Annotated in this window: 16 protein-coding genes; 5 read left to right on the top strand and 11 right to left on the bottom strand. The window is 42.9% G+C overall.

Translation table 11 applies throughout. The features are described 5' to 3' along the window. Nucleotides 1-90: 90 nt before the first annotated feature. Nucleotides 91-915: an NRDE family protein gene (locus PSYCG_RS12020; RefSeq protein ID WP_020444419.1), complete on the bottom strand. Its 825-nt coding sequence runs from the start codon at nt 913-915 to the stop codon at nt 91-93. Nucleotides 916-1112: 197 nt separating this feature from the next. Further along, nucleotides 1113-2786 carry a DUF4139 domain-containing protein gene (locus PSYCG_RS12025; RefSeq protein ID WP_020444420.1) on the bottom strand — a complete coding sequence of 558 codons (1674 nt, stop codon included), beginning with the start codon at nt 2784-2786 and terminating at the stop codon, nt 1113-1115. Nucleotides 2787-2943: 157 nt separating this feature from the next. Between PSYCG_RS12025 and lgt the strand changes: the two genes are divergently transcribed. From lgt to PSYCG_RS12040, 3 genes are all read left to right on the top strand, one after another. Then, on the top strand, nt 2944-3828 hold the full coding sequence (gene lgt, locus PSYCG_RS12030) for a prolipoprotein diacylglyceryl transferase (RefSeq protein ID WP_011514620.1): 885 nt from the start codon (nt 2944-2946) through the stop codon (nt 3826-3828). A gap of 73 nt (nt 3829-3901) precedes the next feature. Further along, complete coding sequence (locus PSYCG_RS12035; protein WP_020444421.1) at nt 3902-4774, top strand: thymidylate synthase; 873 nt, start codon at nt 3902-3904, stop codon at nt 4772-4774. Nucleotides 4775-4829: 55 nt separating this feature from the next. Further along, entirely contained in the window at nt 4830-5402 is a 573-nt protein-coding gene (locus PSYCG_RS12040) for a dihydrofolate reductase (protein WP_020444422.1), read from the top strand. Between the two features lie 114 nt (nt 5403-5516). On the opposite strand, the gene uvrC is transcribed toward PSYCG_RS12040, so the two are convergent. Beyond that, nucleotides 5517-7361: an excinuclease ABC subunit UvrC gene (gene uvrC, locus PSYCG_RS12045; protein WP_020444423.1), complete on the bottom strand. Its 1845-nt coding sequence runs from the start codon at nt 7359-7361 to the stop codon at nt 5517-5519. 148 nt (nt 7362-7509) lie between these two features. After that, complete coding sequence (locus PSYCG_RS12050) at nt 7510-9030, bottom strand: DUF3360 family protein (protein WP_020444424.1); 1521 nt, start codon at nt 9028-9030, stop codon at nt 7510-7512. 453 nt (nt 9031-9483) lie between these two features. On the opposite strand from PSYCG_RS12050, the gene PSYCG_RS12055 reads away from it, so the two are divergent. Next, nucleotides 9484-10062 carry a DUF4442 domain-containing protein gene (locus PSYCG_RS12055; protein ID WP_020444425.1) on the top strand — a complete coding sequence of 193 codons (579 nt, stop codon included), beginning with the start codon at nt 9484-9486 and terminating at the stop codon, nt 10060-10062. Between the two features lie 190 nt (nt 10063-10252). Here PSYCG_RS12055 and rplS read toward each other — a convergent pair whose 3' ends face one another. From rplS to rpsP, 4 genes are all read right to left on the bottom strand, one after another. After that, nucleotides 10253-10681, bottom strand: a complete 429-nt coding sequence (gene rplS, locus PSYCG_RS12060; protein WP_020444426.1) for a 50S ribosomal protein L19 — start codon at nt 10679-10681, stop codon at nt 10253-10255. 181 nt (nt 10682-10862) lie between these two features. After that, complete coding sequence (gene trmD, locus PSYCG_RS12065) at nt 10863-11627, bottom strand: tRNA (guanosine(37)-N1)-methyltransferase TrmD (protein WP_020444427.1); 765 nt, start codon at nt 11625-11627, stop codon at nt 10863-10865. Between the two features lie 130 nt (nt 11628-11757). After that, nucleotides 11758-12291 carry a ribosome maturation factor RimM gene (gene rimM, locus PSYCG_RS12070; protein WP_020444428.1) on the bottom strand — a complete coding sequence of 178 codons (534 nt, stop codon included), beginning with the start codon at nt 12289-12291 and terminating at the stop codon, nt 11758-11760. 179 nt (nt 12292-12470) lie between these two features. Then, nucleotides 12471-12740 carry a 30S ribosomal protein S16 gene (rpsP, locus tag PSYCG_RS12075; RefSeq protein WP_011281274.1) on the bottom strand — a complete coding sequence of 90 codons (270 nt, stop codon included), beginning with the start codon at nt 12738-12740 and terminating at the stop codon, nt 12471-12473. Between the two features lie 296 nt (nt 12741-13036). Between rpsP and PSYCG_RS12080 the strand changes: the two genes are divergently transcribed. Beyond that, the gene (locus PSYCG_RS12080) at nt 13037-14506 is read left to right on the top strand and encodes an ATP-binding protein (RefSeq protein ID WP_020444429.1); all 1470 of its coding nucleotides are present in this window, start codon (nt 13037-13039) and stop codon (nt 14504-14506) included. A 177-nt stretch (nt 14507-14683) separates the two neighbouring features. On the opposite strand, the gene PSYCG_RS13465 is transcribed toward PSYCG_RS12080, so the two are convergent. From PSYCG_RS13465 to PSYCG_RS12090, 3 genes are all read right to left on the bottom strand, one after another. Then, complete coding sequence (locus tag PSYCG_RS13465) at nt 14684-14860, bottom strand: hypothetical protein (RefSeq protein WP_020444430.1); 177 nt, start codon at nt 14858-14860, stop codon at nt 14684-14686. Nucleotides 14861-15037: 177 nt separating this feature from the next. Next, complete coding sequence (locus tag PSYCG_RS12085) at nt 15038-16723, bottom strand: ATP-binding protein (RefSeq protein WP_020444431.1); 1686 nt, start codon at nt 16721-16723, stop codon at nt 15038-15040. A 252-nt stretch (nt 16724-16975) separates the two neighbouring features. Then, nucleotides 16976-17692: a response regulator gene (locus tag PSYCG_RS12090; protein ID WP_020444432.1), complete on the bottom strand. Its 717-nt coding sequence runs from the start codon at nt 17690-17692 to the stop codon at nt 16976-16978. Between the last annotated feature and the right edge of the window lie 136 nt (nt 17693-17828).

Consider the following 17828-nt stretch of genomic DNA (forward strand, 5'->3'; position numbering starts at 1 on the left):
TTTTTAATGCAATTAGCACAATAACGAATACCGTTAGTGATATTTAATATGACTAACGGTATTTTTTTCTCACTGGATTTTTGTTAATAGCTAATGAGTACATTCACGGCTGACGATTTCAGCTTGAATGCCTGAATCTTTAATAGTATTTCGCCGTAACGTTAAAATACTTTGTGTCCTTGTACCATAGCTTGGCACGGCATTATTGGCAGCCTCCTTACTAGCAATGCCAGTAAGATTGGCACCTTCAATATAAATCGAAGACAGCGCTTGCTCTATTTTGATATCGATACCAGTATTTGGTAACTCTTCTTCTGGTGCTTGAGTATTATCGGACAATACCTTAAAAGTAGCGTCTTGCCAGTATTTCGCATCACTATTTTCGCTAATTAATGGCAATATTTCTTGACGTAACCTGCCACGCAAACGCTCTGTCTTAAACCAACCCTCTTCTGGCTGACCATTAGAGAATACGTGCAAGCCTCCATATAAGGGTGTTGGTGCATGACCACGGTTATTAACGACAACCGCTTGTTTGCTATCGCCGATAATCAGATTAAACCCAGCATATTCTTGCAGACTGATTTTCCGTGCAAATTCCATCGGGCTTAAGCAACTGGTCAAAAAATCAGCGACCAATTCACCACGTGAGCGCTCATCATTACTTGCCTGCACACCATCGCGAAAGTTCAATACTGCCGCCCAGCGACCATTTTGCTTATAAAAGTCAGCATGCTGCTCTTGGTGAATTCCTAACCACGTACCGCCACTTTGCGCATCACGCCCTGCAAAAATAGGCTTATCTTCCCATTGATGTAGTGGTTCTGTGGGGCGCTGTAAAAACTCATCGCGATTGGAAAATAAAACCAAAGGCAGCTCATCAAATAACTGCCAAGCAATGGCGACAATACACATAGAATTCCTTTTATATGATTGTTATATAGTCATTTCAATATAAAATAGAGTCGTTCAAAATAGGGTTATGCTGGGATAAATTTTCCTCGCTTGCTGTGCGCTTCGCACTCCAGAGGCTTCATAAAATTTATCCCAGCAGCATTCCCATCAGGATTGTATTTTTTAAATTGAATCGATTATATGGTTCTGATTTAACATTAATTCGTGCTTAATTTTTTATCCGCAGGATAGCTAATTTGATAGATTGACTGCACGACTTGAGATTGTTGACTCGGTAAATCGAACTCCCACGCTACCATTCCTTTGTTATCATTCCAATCTTTTTTGCTAATCGCTGGTGTATGCGTCGCGGTTACTTTAATGCTGTCATCGCTACTCAAGGGTTCTGTGCCTAACACTTGCATGCGCATACTACGATTGTGCTGATTGGTAAATTGATACGCCTGAGTGATGGTCTTGGTTTGTTGACGATTAAACACGCCTTTATCGCCTTTTTTGTCTTCATCAGTCAGCGGTTTTACAAGCAAGCTCGGATCAACACCAAAACCAATCCCCTGCTCTTTTAGACTCTGATAATCATAGCGCGACTGACCAACATAGTTATCGTCGCGATACAGTTGCAATGAACCATCTGCCCAAGCTGGCGTCAAAAATGGCGCAGACGCATACCAGTAAGCGGCAGCTTCTACGCTCGGTGTACTCCGTAGCCATAACTTACTGGTGCCAGACTGCTCATCAATAATAGTGCGTACACGCCTGCCATCACTTGGAATACTGACGCGCTGCGGTAAGCGATACTCGGTAATACCATTTTTATTTTGACTACTAACCGTAAAGCTCGGTAGCGGCGCCATACCACCTGCACCGCCATAACTGTCGCTGGCAGAAACAACAACCACTGGAGCAGCTTCCATCATTGGTTGTGCATAACGGCTCAACTTAGCTTGCTCTTCTTCATATAATGACAAACGTTCGACTCTTGGTAGCTGGCTGGTCGTCGTTTGATTGGGATTGACAGTACTCAAAATAACGGGCACGTTGTTCCAATTCTCGCCTGTTTGTTGGGCGATGATGGCAGAGGCGGTGATATTGAGCTGTTTATTATCGGTATTTAAACGCGCTTGATAAGTCGGCTCCCAGCTGGCACCGCGTACTTGATAATGTAATTTAACACTACTAGCAGAACGGCTAGCGGTACGTACACTGACTTGGGTGACATTACTTTGTACTGAAGAAGTACTGCCAGCGACCAGCTGATTTAAATCATCATTGGCACGGGCTTCTCGTTTTTGCAGCTCTACTATTTTTTTGTTAATACTGGCGGCTTGCGTTTCTAAGTCGCGTGCATTATTGGCAAGGGTGCCAGTGGTGTTTATTTGCGTGACTTTGGTTAGGTTTTGCAAATAGGCTTTGGTCAGGCGTGCCGCTTCCAATTCGGCACTGATATCCGCTAGATTATTCTGCTGAGTCTGTACATTAGCTGCCCCTTGATACTGGCACTGCGCTGCTTGCTCGCCACTCAAGGTTTGAATACTGACTTCACCGATATTAACATTGCCCAGTGCTTGCACACTAATACTGTCAGGTTCAATCGCAGGCGAAAGACAGGAAAAAACCAGTGTCTGCTCACCTGTGCCACTGATGGGCAGTACACGCGTGACACTGGCTAAGCCTTGATAAATGGTAATTTGTTCGATACTACTGGTTGCTGCTTGCGCCGTCACTGGCACAAAAAAACTGAAGCCTGATGCGACTATACACAATAAAGATAATGGCAATCTGTTTAGCTTAAGGTTTGGCGATTGCACATCAACTGCGGTAGTTAACCGTTTATCGTGCAAAAATGATCGTGATGATACGGTAGCAGACATGATAATTCCTTAGAAGTTGATGCGCTTTTTTTCATCTTATCGGTTTTTTTAGCGCTTTGCTATTCATTCAATAAACCATACATTTATCATAGTGTTCGCAAGGGATGAATTTTGCTATTATAGACAGCATTTAATTACCAATAATGATGATGCCCTTATGATAATTCATCCTCAGTATAATCCTGTAGCGCTGTCCTTGGGTCCAGTAGAAGTACACTGGTATGGCTTGATGTATTTGCTCGCATTTGCTGCAGCTTTTGGTCTGGCTTGGTATCGCAGCAGCAAACGTGACAATTGGACCACCGATATGGTGTCCGATTTGGTCTTTTATGGTGCGCTTGGTGTCATTTTGGGCGGTCGTATTGGCTATGTGCTGTTTTATCAATTTGGCGAGCTATTACAAAACCCTGCTTATCTATTAAAAGTTTGGGAAGGCGGTATGTCTTTCCACGGCGGTTTTATTGGTGTCATGGTAGGCATGTGGTTTTTTGCTCGTAAATATAAAAAAACTGCCTTCCAAGTATTCGATTTTATCGTGCCTTGCGTGCCGACTGGCTTATTATTTGGTCGCATCGGTAACTATATCAATGGTGAGCTGTGGGGGCGCGTCTCAGACGGTGGCTATAACTGGCTGACTTATTTTCCGCAAGCCGCTGCCTTTGATATGGAGCAATTACAGAGTAATCCACAATTGCAAGAGCTAATGATTGAGGTTAATGGTCAGTATGTGCTGCCGCGTCATCCATCGCAGCTATATGAAGCCTTTGCCGAAGGTCTGCTGCTATTTATCTTCTTATGGTGGTATTCATCAAAGCCGCGTCCACGTATGGCTGCATCTGCTGTGTTCTTACTAGGTTATGGTATCAGCCGATTTATCATCGAATTCTTCCGCCAGCCTGATGTTGACCAAGGATTTATACTATTAGGTTGGATGACCAAAGGTCAACTATTGAGTGCACCGATGATTATTGCCGGCTTGATTATGCTGATTTATGCTTATAAGCGTGGTATTTATGATTGGGGTAAGCAAGCCGCTTATTAAGCTTTACCTTCTTCATGCACCACGTTAAGAACTATATTAAAGATGCGTTTTAATAGCACAGAAGAGTAATTTTATGACCATGAACAGCTCTATCATTAAAAACGAGCAAGCCTATTTAGACCTGCTACGCCTTGTCCTTAACGAAGGCACGGAAAAAGGTGATCGTACTGGTACTGGTACGCTAAGCCACTTTGGCGCGCAGCTACGTTTTAATTTAGCCGATGGCTTTCCATTGTTAACCACCAAAAAAGTTCATCTTAAGTCTATCACTTATGAGCTCCTATGGTTTTTAAGTGGCAGTACCCACGTTGATTATTTGCAACAAAACGGTGTACGCATTTGGAATGAATGGGCAACTACAGAGCAAACTGCGCGCTTTAATCGACCTGCAGGCGATTTAGGTCCTATTTATGGTCACCAATGGCGTAATTATGGCGCGACCACAACTGCAGATGGGCAGTATAACTCTGACGGTGTCGATCAAATCGCACAAGTGGTTGAACAAATAAAGACTAATCCTAATTCGCGGCGCTTGATCGTGTCTGGTTGGAACCCTGGCGAAGCAGATCAAGTCGCCTTACCACCTTGTCATACGTTATTCCAGTTTTTTGTTGCGGACAATAAACTCTCCTGCCAACTCTATCAGCGCTCAGCAGATTTATTTTTGGGCGTACCTTTTAATATCGCAAGTTATGCCATGTTGACTCATATGGTGGCACAAGTTTGTAATTTAGAAGTTGGTGAATTTATTTGGACCGGTGGCGATTGCCATATTTATCAAAACCACCGTGAGCAAGTGGAGCTGCAGCTGACCCGCTCGCTTTATACGCTGCCGACATTAGCGCTTAACCCTAATGTAAAAGATATTTTTGCTTTTAATTATGATGATATCAGCGTTGATGGGTATGAGTCGCATCCAGCGATTAAGGCGCAAGTGGCGGTATAGCGCCTGTTTATTCGATTGTATTTAAATATACTTAAACATTAGCAAAGGATAATTTATGAGTTATGCCAACACCGAAGTTGCCCAAATCGCGGCTATCAGTAGCAATCGCTGTATTGGTAAAGACAATGAGCTACCGTGGCATATCTCAGCCGATTTGCAGCATTTTAAAAATAGGACAACCAAACCAAATGACGGTGCGATACAAGGTATCGTGATTATGGGTCGTAAGACCTTTGAGTCAATGGGCAGCAAGCCGTTACCTAAACGTGTGAGCTTTATTATCAGTAGCCAGATAGATTATGCTGAGCAAAAGGGCTTGGTAGGTAGTGAAAAAGCTTATGTCATGCAAAATTTAGACGATGCCTTAACCCAAGCAGCAAGCCTTGCGCATGGTGCGCATCTTGATACGATTTGGGTAATTGGTGGCGAGCGCGTGTTTAGCGATGCATTGCTGTACACCGACCGTATCGAACTAACTCACGTTGACACTGAAATCGTTGATGGCGATGCCTTTTATCCTGAGCTGCCAAGTGAGTTTGAAGTTGCGGAAGAATCTGAGCAGATGCATGATGAAAAAAGCGAGTTAGATTTTAGATTTGTGACTTATAAAATAAAAAGCGCTGAATAATAGTAAAATTTTAAACATGAAAAAAGAGGCTATCCTAAATAACTCTAGGACAGCCTCTTTTTTCATGTTTAAATTTTATGAACATAAACCTAAATTTGAAGAACATTACCTAGACTACTCATGCAATACCTTATAAACGGTTTTCGCTAATACCGGACCAATTCCCTGTACGCCTGCCAATTCTTGCTGCGAGGCACCAAGCAATTGCTGCATGCCGCCAAAGTGATTGAGCAAGTCACGACGACGCTTTTCACCCAGCCCCGGAATCACTTCTAGCACCGACGATGAACGACGTTTATCACGCTTCTTACGGTGCGCTGTAATCGCAAAACGATGCGCCTCATCGCGGATATGCATTAATAAATGCAGCGCCTTGCTATCCATAGGCAAGTCAAGTGGCTCATGGTCAATAAAGTGCAGAACTTCAAGTCCAGCCTTACGTCCTTCACCTTTTGCCACACTGATAAGCAAAGTATCACCAAGGATACCCAACTCAGTCAGCACTTCTTTGGCGATACCGAGCTGCCCTTTACCCCCATCGATAAGCAATAAATCCGGCAATGGCTGCTTCTTATAACGCCGTGTCAACACCTGCTTCATCGCTGCATAGTCATCACCGCCAACAATGTCATGGATAGCATACTGACGATAATCACGACGACGCGAGCCACCTTGATCAAAGACCACACAGCTACCAATCGTCGCCTCGCCCATCGTATGCGAGATATCAAAACACTCGATACGGTCAATGGTACGATCCGTGACTTCAGTCAAAACATCTTTTAACGCCCCAAAGCGTGCATGTAACTCTAAATAATCGCCAAGTTTGGTTTTTAGTGCATTATTGGTATTAAGTTTTGCTAAGTCTAACCATTCAGCACGGTGCTCACGTACGCTGGTTTTGATAACGACCTTACTACCAAAGTGTGTTGCCAACGCTTCACTCACTGCTAGCTGATCTGGTAATTCATCGCTCAATATAATCTCTGCTGGCAAATCATCTGTCACCTGAAAATAAAATGAGGTAATAAACGCTGATAAATTGTCTGCAAGAGGCTCACTGCTATCCACATCAGGGAAGTAGTTCTTACCGCCAAGCACTCGCCCACCACGTACCGTCAATACGTTGACACAGGTCATGCCTGCTTGACTGGCAATAGCAATCACATCTGCCTCACCCTGTACTGTATAAACGGCTTGCTTGGCTTGTACTTCACGCAGCATAGACAGCTGATCGCGATAAAAAACTGCCTTTTCAAAGTCTAGCTCTTCAGCAGAAGCTTCCATTTTTTCAATCAAAGCAGTATGGATATCACTAGAGTCACCTTTTAAGAAACGAATAGTATTATTGACGTCCTCGCTATATTCTTCTGGCGATACTAAGCCCACACATGGCGCACGGCAACGCTTAATTTGATACTCGAGGCACGGACGCTTACGTTGCTTAAAAAAGGTATTGGTACATTGGCGCATTTGAAACATTTTTTGCATGAGCACCAGTGTTTCTTTTGCCGCATGCGCAGAAGGAAAAGGACCGAAAAAGCGACCCTTTTGGTGATTGCCTTTACCGCGACCATAAGCCAATCTTGGATAAGGCTTATCTGCTGAAATAAACACATAAAGATAAGATTTATCATCACGCAGTAGCACGTTATAAGGCGGACGATATTCTTTAATCAGATTTTGCTCAAGTAACAGCGCTTCCGTCTCACTGCGGGTAATGATGGTTTCAATATTATGTATCCGTGCCACCAGTGCTCGTGTCTTAGGATGATCAATGGTTTTCGCAAAGTAGCTATTCACACGGCTCTTGAGTGATTTAGCTTTGCCGACATATAAAATATCACCATTTTTACCCAGCATTTTATACACTCCCGGCAAGTTTGGCAGGCGCTGGATTAAATGTTTAAGACGGGCTTTCTTGTCATCGATGGGACTCGATTCTGAGACATTGACCATAGAATTTATTGCTCTCAAGATACTGATATACAGATGTTTATGGGGCGATGGCATGGGTTTTACAAGAACCTTTATCAGCTTAGCAACAACCATAAAAAAAGCCAGCACCAAGGCTGACTTTTTGCAGAAAAACAACCTTACAGTGCGACTAGTGACGGAAATTTGGTAATAGTGCTGGGATACCCGGCAACATACCGACGATTGCCATAACCCCGGTCAGTATCACAAAGGTGACGACAGGAATAATCCAGCGGCTCATTTTGGTCAGACTGGCACTACGCTCTTTAGAGCCAATTAATCCTAAATTATCAAGCACCAAAGTAATAGACCAACCGAAGGCGGGGTTAACTAGTGCGGACGCAAAAACCACAATAGCAGCAGACTGAGTAGTTTTACCCTCACGCGTCATCTCCATCCCAGCTTCAAGCAATGGAATGAATACCCCAACAATCAGCGCCACACACATCACTGGCTCCCAGATTGCCAAGTCCATAGGGTAACCCCAAACACCTGCGATAAGGCAAAATAGTCCTGTCAAAATCGCACCAGCTGGAATGGGACGTTTGGCAATTGCTGCAGGTACAATATAAGTACCCCATGACGACGCAAAGTTCGCCCCACCGAGCACAGAACCTACGACCTGACGAAACGATGCGCTGGTCATCGTATCATCAATATCCATCAGTACACGTTCAGTACGTTTGGGATAGCTGATTTTCTGGAAAACCTGATGACCTAAAAAATCTGGCGACCACATAGCAACCGCTAACACCGCAAAAGGTAATACCACGATAAAGCTCTCAACCGTCGGCAATCCTAACATCCAACCAGTATTTTCGCCCCACCAATACATAGGGCTCATATGCGGTAGACCGGGTGCGGTTTTAAAGGCAAAAGGTGCACCCATAGCAAATGCCATGCCACCACCTAACAAACAGCTCAGCGGCACAGCCAGCCAGCGCTTTTGAAAATTTTCTAACACGGCATACAATATAATCGTCAGCAAAATCACCACAAAAGCAATATGCGCCATGCCAATGCCCTCTGCCCATGCAAACAAGTTTTTAACTTGTGATATCGTACCAATAAAACCCAAGTAGAGCAGCAAACCACCGCACACGCCTTTACTGGTCAAATTTGCTAGTAAACTGCCCCCTTTACTGATTGCCAATAATAATCCAAAGGCACCGATGAGCAGACCAAAGGCCATCGGGTGACCACCAGCTGCGACAACAATAGGAATAAGCGGAATTAAAGGCCCATGAGTACCCGCAAGGTTGGCGGTCGGTAGTAGAAATCCTGAGAATAAAATGACAAAAAACGAAACAATCAATAACTCATAACGGACGTTTTCTAAGATAAAAGCATCACCCAAACCGAGTGGCCCTGCAAAGGTCGCCGCAATAGCACCCACCATTACAACTTTACCAATGGTCGCAGCCATTGCTGGAATGGTATCTTCGTACTCAAAACGATAATCACGGAACGGCAAATTAGGCCGCCAGCGTTTCGGCTGCATGATTTGCAGTTCATGATTGAGGTAGGCATCACGATTTTTAAAACTTGAATAGGGCTTATGTAATTCTACATAACTACTTTGAACATCATTATCAGAAGGGATTGGCTGCTGCGGATTGGCATCTAAAGGGGGAAGCTGCGTGTTACTCATCACATTTCCTTGTGTCGACCGACGTTTTAGTGACTGGTTATCCACTTACTACTCTTACGATAAGTGTTAAGCCACTGAAGAAAAAATGCAGTCATTGTATGTCATGAGACTTTAGAACGCGAATGTATAACGATTCGAATATACTATAAATATAGCAGCTATTAATAACATAAAGTTTCCTTTTAAAATAAATACAAACTTATTAACTACTTAGTTGCTAATAAAATAGTAGATTGTAGTCATTATGATAATGGTTCTTATAATTAATAATGCGTGATCGTACATAAACCATCAACGATCACGCATAGACAAGAAACAAGGCGCTAAGATTTGAATGAAGTTACGCTTTAGCTCTAGCGCCTTTATAAGTTTTTCACTATGATAAATACCTTTTTACCCATAACGATTGAATAATAGCAGTCTAAAAATCAAGAAGTACCCTAGGATAAGTTTATGAGTTTACTACCCAAAAATCTTGAGACGCTAAAACGTAACGCTAAAAAAAATATTATGCCATTGCTCACGCCTTATCTGCTCAAGCTACGTATCAACACTTATGCACCTTATATCGGTGCCGGCATCAAGATTGAGCACATAAACCTTGACCAAGGTTTATGTGTGGTCAATATGGGACTAAATAGTCTAAATAAGAACATTGTAGGGACACAGTTTGGCGGCAGCTTATACTCAATGGTTGATCCATTTTATATGCTCATGCTCATGCATCAACTGGGTAGCAGTTACGTCGTTTGGGATAAAAGCTCACATATTGAATTTATCGCGCCAGGTAATAGCAAAGTTACTGCTCGCATGAAAATTCCTAGCAGTGAGATTAAAGCCATTCAAGAACTGGCAAAAGACGGTGAACCCGTATTTCGTGAATACCAAGTAGATATCGTGGACGATCAGCAAAAGACCATCGCTATCGTCACCAAGACGCTATACATACGCTTGCGTAAGTACAGCAAATCTAAAGACCAAAACAGCCGTATTGAAAATCTCGATGATTCAAGGCAACGTTTAAAGCCTTAATTTAAGTTTGTGATTTAAAGCGACAGAAACAAAAACCCCAATCTGGCATTCGCACAGATTGGGGTTTTGTCTTTTTTGGTATGACCCGCTTATTTATATGATAAACCTATGAATAAGGGTTTGTATCTACTATCGCCTTACTCTAGTAAACTGTATACCATACAGCTCACTAAAGATGGCAAACTTTTGCTTAAATACCAGGTGCAGTTTCAACTGCATCAGGAACGCGAGCATTAGTTTTTGCCTTAACAACTTTAGGCGCACGCGGAGCAAGCTTCTCGCGGATACGTGCTGATTTACCAGAGCGCTCACGTAAGTAGTATAGTTTCGCACGGCGAACAGCGCCACGGCGTTTCACTTCGATGCTATCGATAATTGGTGAATGCAATTGGAATGCACGCTCAACACCAACGCCACTTGAGATTTTACGTACGGTAAACGCTGAGTTTAAACCGCGGTTACGCTTAGCAATTACAACGCCTTCAAAAGCCTGTAAACGCTCACGCTCACCTTCACGTACTTTTACTTGAACCACAACGGTATCGCCGGGTGCAAAGCTTGGGCGCTCAATCAATTGAGCATTTTCGATGACCTGAACCAATGGATGCTTGTTGCTCATGAGAGTTATCTCCTCACATTAGATAATAGAGGCTTGACGCATATCACCTGTTTGTAATAATTAATTATATCTCTTTTTAATAAGACACAACGTAAGTAGGTTATGACAAACGGCCATTATGCTATGACTCGTTTTGTTATTGCTCAAAATTTTATTACTTAACTGTTTATCTTTTTAACCGCTATTTTTTATCAGCTTTTGCTAACGCCTTTAGCCACTTTGCTTGCTCTACCGTTGGCGTAAACGCCTGCCATAAGTCTGGACGACGCGCTTGCGTACGTTCGACTTGCTGACTAAAGCGCCACTTCGCGATATTGGCATGGTGACCTGAAAGTAACACTTCAGGCACTGCCATACCCGCAAACTCATGCGGCTTAGTATAATGTGGACAATCAAGCAAGCCATCGACGAACGAGTCTTGCTCAGCTGACTTATCATCACCCATAATATCAGGCAGACGACGTATCACACTATCCATTAGCACCATTGCTGGTAGCTCACCACCGGTAAGCACGTAATCACCAAGTGATATTTCCATATCGACATACTGCGACAGTAAGCGCTCATCAATGCCTTCGTAACGACCGCATAATATAATCATGCCGTCATACTCGGTCATATCGACCACACTACTCTCACTCAGCGTCTGTCCTTGTGGCGACATATAAATCACCGGACAGTGCGCTTTGTCGACACGGCAGCCATGCTGACTTGCTCGTAGGCGCGCATCCTCGATCGCTTGGGATAAGGGCTTAGCCATCATCACCATGCCAGGACCGCCACCATACGGACGTTCATCAATACGGCGATAATTATCACTGGTAAAATCACGCGGGTTGATGCATTCAATCGTTACTTGCTTCTGAGTGACTGCCCGACCTGTGATTCCAAACTCACGAATCGTGGCAAACATTTCAGGAAAAATACTAATAACGGCAAAATACATCAGATGTCTACTTGCGCAGTGGCTAATATTGGCTAAATAAATCGGTATCACTATTAACAATCTTAAGCGATAAAGTTAAAGCTTATACCACTAAAGCTTGTTTTAATAATTTCTTATTAATCAGTGCTTATTAATAGTCACTTGGCCATGCCACTAGCACTGTCTTTTCAGTCAGATCGACTTTCACTACAGTTTGCTTGTGCCATGGAATTAGGCGCTCTTCTTTATCCAAGCTGTCTGTCGTTGCCGCAACCCGCATAATAGCGTGGGCGCCAGTCTCAAACATCTCAGTAATATCGCCTAGATATTCATCCTGCTCGTTCATCACGCGCAGGCTGACCAAATCCGACCAATAGTATTCATCCTCAGCAGGTTCTGGCAAGATGTCTTGCTCGACCCAAAGAGTTACCCCATTCATGGTCTCAGCAACATTGCGATCAGGAATCTGCTCAAACTGAGCCACAATTCCAGTGCCTTGCTCACGCCAAGCCTTTACTGTCAAAGGTTTCATACCGGTAGCGGTTTTCATCCACCAAGGCTTGATGTCAAATATCGCCGTACGATCGTCTGTTTCACTAAAGACCCAAAGCCAACCTTTGATGCCATAAGGCTTTTTGAGCTGACCAATTTTCATAAGGGCACTAGTGTTTGGAGCAGACGACATAACGGCTAACCTAACAATGATAAAAACAGCGATGATAAATAAAAAGCTATTAAAAACGATAAACGTCGTCAAAAGCGATAAACAGTTAATGGCGTACCCTGGTTAGACCAGTTACGCTAGGTATTCTTAAGCCAACTGATGGATGCATAAATGCACTATCAGTCTATTGCAGCCAAAACTTAAGCAGTAGCTTCAGTTTGAGCAGCAGACTTATTATAAGCTTTTGCTAATGAAGCAACGCGATCAGAAGGTTGTGCACCTTTTGCGACCCACGCATTATACGCTTCCATGTTCAAGCGCACTGCTTCTTCAGAATCTTTAGCGAGTGGGTTAAAAAAGCCGATGTTTTCAATATAGCGACCGTCACGCGCGCGGCGTTGATCAGCAACAACTACTTGATAAAATGGGCGTTTCTTGGCACCGCCCCGTGCTAAACGAATAACAACCATGTGAATTCTCTCTTTCGCAGGTATACCAAAAAGGGCATAATTATACCACAGTCTTATTTTATTGAAAACATAAACTGTGCTTATTTAATTATTTATTAACAATAGCTTAAATCGTTATGGCTGTAAATAAGATTCATCATTCACGCTGCTAATATGATGGATACTCCTCTATCATATGCCTTTATCTTAAGCGGATGATATTGCCAGCGTTGTCGATGAAAGCTGGCAGCGTTATTAATGGGTTATGCTATCCTAGCAATAGCATCTGTCACTTCCTCATTATAATTTGGATTCCTATGACCACGCCAAACCCACCATTGCCTCATAAAAGCTGGTTACCCCGCTCTTACTCTAATAGTCTGCTAACCACTCTAATGGTGGCTTTTATTGTTCTCATTAGCGTCGGGGTATCAATTTTGTTTTTTTGGCGCAGTCTATATTTACCAGAGCTCAAAAGCCATGCGCGCTATTTGACCAGCGAGCTTCGGCTGATGAACAGCGCCAATCGAGACTGGCGGGACAACCCTGAAGTCCGTCAGTGGATTTATCAGCACTCACATGTAGTAGTGGTGGATAATCCAAGTGACTTTCCAGAGGTTGCGGACAAAGCTTTTGTCAGTGTTTTTACGGATGTATTACAGCGAGAAATCAGCGCACAATTGGGGCGACCAGTTGAAGTATATTTTAAATTTAAACCAACCCCTCAGCTTTGGGTACAAGACAGTCGTGATAGCAGTTTTTGGATACGCGAACCTGTGGTCTATTATTCGCAGTACAGCCCTACTTTATTGATCTTGTTTTTGTTTGGGCTACCTATTTTGACACTGTTGACAATTATTTTATTAGCCCGTCAATTAAATCGTCCTCTACGTTATCTTCAACGTGCTGCTACCAACTATATTCAGTTGGGTCATGCAACAACGCTACCGACCCGTCATGGTCCTACCGAGATTCGCCAAGTAAATATGGCTTTTAACCGTCTGTTTACTACTCTCAACCAAGCGCAAAAAGAGCGTACGATTATGTTAGCTGGCATCTCACACGATTTGCGTACCCCGCTGACTCGTATGCGCTTAACTGCTGAAATGCTGCCCGATGATTTTTTTCGTGAAGGGTTGATTTACGATATCGAAGATATGGATGCTATTCTAGAGCAATTTATCTCGTTTATGAAAGATGGCTCCGATGAGCCTGTACGCCTTACCAATTTAGATACCATATTTAATGAGATTATGGTGCAATTTGCGCCGCTAGAGTTTATTTATCAGTCAGAATGCAGCAAGCTTGTGCCCGTACGTCCTATGTCGATTAAGCGCCTGATTATCAATCTGGTGAATAATGCCAAGCGTTATGGTGAGCCGCCTATTTATCTGTCTGCTGTTGTCATGCCAACCTTTGTAGAAAAAGAGGTGATAGAATACAGCGATGTCGTGACCGAAAATACGGTCAATAAAGAAGCAAAAGAGCAGTTGATTATATGTGTGCGAGACTGCGGCGATGGGGTAGCAGAAGACCAACTCGAGCGTGTCATGCAGCCGTTTGAGCGTGGCGAATCAGCGCGTACCACTCAGGGTAGTGGACTCGGCTTGGCGATTGTTGACCGTATCGCGCGCTTGCATCATGGAACAGTTGAGGCTATTAATCATCCAGATGGTGGTCTGCAAGTCTGTATTCGCATCCCTCTCATTTCAGAAGTTGCCGGAGAGCAACCTTTGGATGTCAATCCCGCTACAAAGTCATTCATTGAGAAAGTTGATATTAAATAAAATAGATACGTGATTTTATGGGGCGAGACTGGGACGAATTTTTCTCGCTTAATCACTTTTATATTGAACTAATCATAATAGTGTCAATCAATCATACTAAAAAAGCAACGACTGGCTATCGTTGCTTTTTTTGTCATTTTTCTTTAAATATAAAAACTTCAACGGTTATAAAACTTATTACTTGTTGCCAATAGCCGGTGGAATATACTCAGCACTGTTAGTAAACGCTAAAGGCTGGGTAATTTCATCCTGTGCTACCTTTAGCGTCTGAGTAGTACTTGGCTGCTGTAAGAATAAATAATATCCTAGTATCACAGCATTTAATACCACCAAACCCCCAAATAAATACGGCATACGTTGCCCTCCTCCATTAAAGACTAAATAACAGCAATAAATAACTTGTTAGCCTCATTTATGATCAGTTAGAAATAACATAGCTACAAGTGAAATAGTATTTCGATAGGCGTTTTGATACCTTTATAAAAGTCATCTTAACAGCACTGTTTTATTTCAAAAGTATATTAACGATGCTTATGCATCAAACTCACGCTCACTCTTATCTTGGGTTAATTCATCGGCTGCTAGAATTTGTGTCAGTGGTTTGATAGGCCATGTCATCACAAACCGCGCGCCACCAAGATCTCGGCTCTCATCAACCTTCATACGACCATTAAACCAAAAAGCAATGCGTGATACGATAGACAAGCCCAAACCGTAGCCACCTGAGGCACGCGTCCGACTATCGTCTAAGCGGGAGAATGGAATAAAGACCTTTTCGCGATCTGCTTCTGGAATACCGTGACCATCATCTTCAACGCTGACAAAGGCATTGCCCTTTTTGACCCCAGCACTAATGATAATCGTAGTCTCTGCATAACGCAGAGCATTACCAGCCAAATTCTGAATCACGCGATGTAAGTAGCGTCTATCTGCTATTGCTTCTACTTTAGCATTTGGCAGTTTGGTGACAATTTTAATCGGTTTACCCAAGGCATTGGTTTCACGCTCAATCTGCTCAAGCAGCTCTCGAAGATTGACTGGTTCCAAATCTAGTTTGGGCGAGCCTTCTTCAAGTTTCGCATAGGTGAGAATTTCATCAATCAAGCCATTAAGCGCTTCGATATCTTCATCAATAAAGTCACGCTGCATAAAACGCGAATCTTCATCATCAGTATCTGCCAGCATATCAACAGCAAAGCGAATACGTGCAACGGGCGTACGTAGCTCATGTGACACCGCTCGCGTTAGCTCTCGCTGCGACTCAATCAAACGCTTAATATGAGAAGTCATGGCATTAAAGGTTGCAGCTAAACGGGCGATTTCATCTTGACCAATCACCTGTACTTGACTTTCAAGATTACCTTTACTGACCTCATTTACCCCGACCTGTATCAGTTGTAACTTGCGCTCAAGCGGGAAAATCAGTGCATACACACCCAAACTAATTAAAAACATACTGATCAAAATCATACTGACGATCAAGTTTAGTGGAAACCAATTAAATAAAGGTACTGGACCGATCAAAATTGCCATATCACTAATTTCAGACGGCACAATGACTTTGATAGACGAGTTACTTTTACTGGTATTGGTATCTTGCAATAAGATAACCACCTCATCACGGCGCAAGCGTGCCATCTGATCAGGATCCAAATTGAGCGCCGCTACTGCTTTAAATGCTAAAGGAAATGAAAACTTTTCTTCTAACTGTGCCAAACGTGCACGTTTATCAGACAAAGTAATATAATAGGACAAATCATCTAGCAAAAATACGGCGATAGCTCTGACTTGCTGCTCAGTCACTTGTGAGATACGCGCAGTCAAAACACCTTGATTGTCTGGTAGGCGATAATAGACATCGGCAGTGGTCAGTTGGCTGATATAGCGTACGACCGTGTTTTCTTTCTCAAAACGGCGCAGCTCGCTGGCATTAAAATCAACTTCATCGATAGACACGATCTTAAATTCTGAGCCAAACAAACTACTGGCATCAGACAACCAATAATCACGTTGCGCCTCGTTTTCTTGGTGAGCCAAACCCTCACTCACGATATGAAACGCCCCTGTCGCCATATTTTCACGATAAGATTGGACACGCTCTTTATTGATAGTATCCATCAATAGCTGGGCAAATAGTGCCACACACAAGCAGACTATCAATAGCCCTGCATAAATACGAACAAAAATACTGTGTTTAAGAGAAGAGACTAATGACATACGTGCCGTGACCAACCTGATGAGTAAGCGTTATCAATAGAATAATACCTATTATAACCACTATAGGATAATAGTTGCTGTGATATATATTTAATGATAATTAAACTGGTGCATAAAATTATCGCTTAATTAAACCACATAACGCAGCAATTAAGGTTAAAAACTTAATATTTAAACCCTAAAAAACCAGCTTTACGCTGGTTTCTTATTGCATAACGAGGAACAATCAAGACTTATAGCAAAAGTCGGCGATTAGTTGCCTTCTTTTACGAATAGATAGCCTTTACTACGTACGGTTTTGATACGTTTTGGGTTTTCTGGATCATCACCAATTTTTGGACGGATACGTGAGATACGGACGTCAATAGAGCGATCTTGACCATCATACTCAATACCACGTAGACGCTCAAAGATATCTTCACGTGACAAGATACGACCAGCATTAGAAGCAAGCAACCATAGTAGATCGTATTCTGCACTGGTAAAATCTACTAACTCATCACCTAGATTCACTGAACGACCACCATTATCGATAACCAATTCACCAAACTCTAGACGCTGTGGCACATCTTCTGACGGGGCGTTTTCTGAACGGCGTAATAATGCACGAATACGCGCTAATAAAACACGTGGCTGAGCAGGCTTTGCGACATAATCGTCGGCGCCCATCTCAAGACCCAATACTTGATCCATATCTTCTGTGCGTGCAGTCAGCATCAAGATAGGGTTTTGGTAATGTGGACGTACTTCACGGCAGACTGTCAAGCCATCGCTACCTGGAAGCATAACATCAAGTACAACCAAATCTGGCTGCTCATTGACAATACGACGAATGGCGCGATTACCATCCGTTTCAATCGCCACTTCTAGACCGTTTTTGACCAAATAATCTTGGGTCAACATGGCCAGACGCTCATCGTCCTCAACAATCAAAATTCGGGGGGTGTTGTCATCATCATTCGTTGTCATTGTTATATCCTCTAATACATCTCATTTAAAAGTAGTCAAAATAAGAGCAGTAAAATGAATAGCACTACAAAATAGTGCAACTGCTGTTTATATAGCTGTTACAAACTTGGCAGCACAGTATACTATTAATCCTGCA

The organism is Psychrobacter sp. G (assembly GCF_000418305.1).
In the GTDB taxonomy this organism is placed as follows: domain Bacteria; phylum Pseudomonadota; class Gammaproteobacteria; order Pseudomonadales; family Moraxellaceae; genus Psychrobacter; species Psychrobacter cryohalolentis.

Excerpts from the sequence above, each read along its gene's own strand:
- PSYCG_RS12080 (WP_020444429.1), top strand. The coding sequence starts at position 13,037 with ATGACCACGCCAAACCCACCATTGCCTCATAAAAGCTGGTTACCCCGC.
- rpsP (WP_011281274.1), bottom strand. The coding sequence starts at position 12,740 with ATGGTTGTTATTCGTTTAGCACGGGGCGGTGCCAAGAAACGCCCATTT.
- PSYCG_RS12025 (WP_020444420.1), bottom strand. The coding sequence starts at position 2,786 with ATGTCTGCTACCGTATCATCACGATCATTTTTGCACGATAAACGGTTA.
- PSYCG_RS12085 (WP_020444431.1), bottom strand. The coding sequence starts at position 16,723 with ATGTCATTAGTCTCTTCTCTTAAACACAGTATTTTTGTTCGTATTTAT.
- PSYCG_RS12050 (WP_020444424.1), bottom strand. The coding sequence starts at position 9,030 with ATGAGTAACACGCAGCTTCCCCCTTTAGATGCCAATCCGCAGCAGCCA.
- rimM (WP_020444428.1), bottom strand. The coding sequence starts at position 12,291 with ATGTCGTCTGCTCCAAACACTAGTGCCCTTATGAAAATTGGTCAGCTC.
- trmD (WP_020444427.1), bottom strand. The coding sequence starts at position 11,627 with ATGTATTTTGCCGTTATTAGTATTTTTCCTGAAATGTTTGCCACGATT.
- PSYCG_RS13465 (WP_020444430.1), bottom strand. The coding sequence starts at position 14,860 with ATGCCGTATTTATTTGGGGGTTTGGTGGTATTAAATGCTGTGATACTA.
- PSYCG_RS12020 (WP_020444419.1), bottom strand. The coding sequence starts at position 915 with ATGTGTATTGTCGCCATTGCTTGGCAGTTATTTGATGAGCTGCCTTTG.
- PSYCG_RS12055 (WP_020444425.1), top strand. The coding sequence starts at position 9,484 with ATGAGTTTACTACCCAAAAATCTTGAGACGCTAAAACGTAACGCTAAA.
- uvrC (WP_020444423.1), bottom strand. The coding sequence starts at position 7,361 with ATGGTCAATGTCTCAGAATCGAGTCCCATCGATGACAAGAAAGCCCGT.
- rplS (WP_020444426.1), bottom strand. The coding sequence starts at position 10,681 with ATGAGCAACAAGCATCCATTGGTTCAGGTCATCGAAAATGCTCAATTG.
- PSYCG_RS12090 (WP_020444432.1), bottom strand. The coding sequence starts at position 17,692 with ATGACAACGAATGATGATGACAACACCCCCCGAATTTTGATTGTTGAG.
- lgt (WP_011514620.1), top strand. The coding sequence starts at position 2,944 with ATGATAATTCATCCTCAGTATAATCCTGTAGCGCTGTCCTTGGGTCCA.
- PSYCG_RS12040 (WP_020444422.1), top strand. The coding sequence starts at position 4,830 with ATGAGTTATGCCAACACCGAAGTTGCCCAAATCGCGGCTATCAGTAGC.
- PSYCG_RS12035 (WP_020444421.1), top strand. The coding sequence starts at position 3,902 with ATGACCATGAACAGCTCTATCATTAAAAACGAGCAAGCCTATTTAGAC.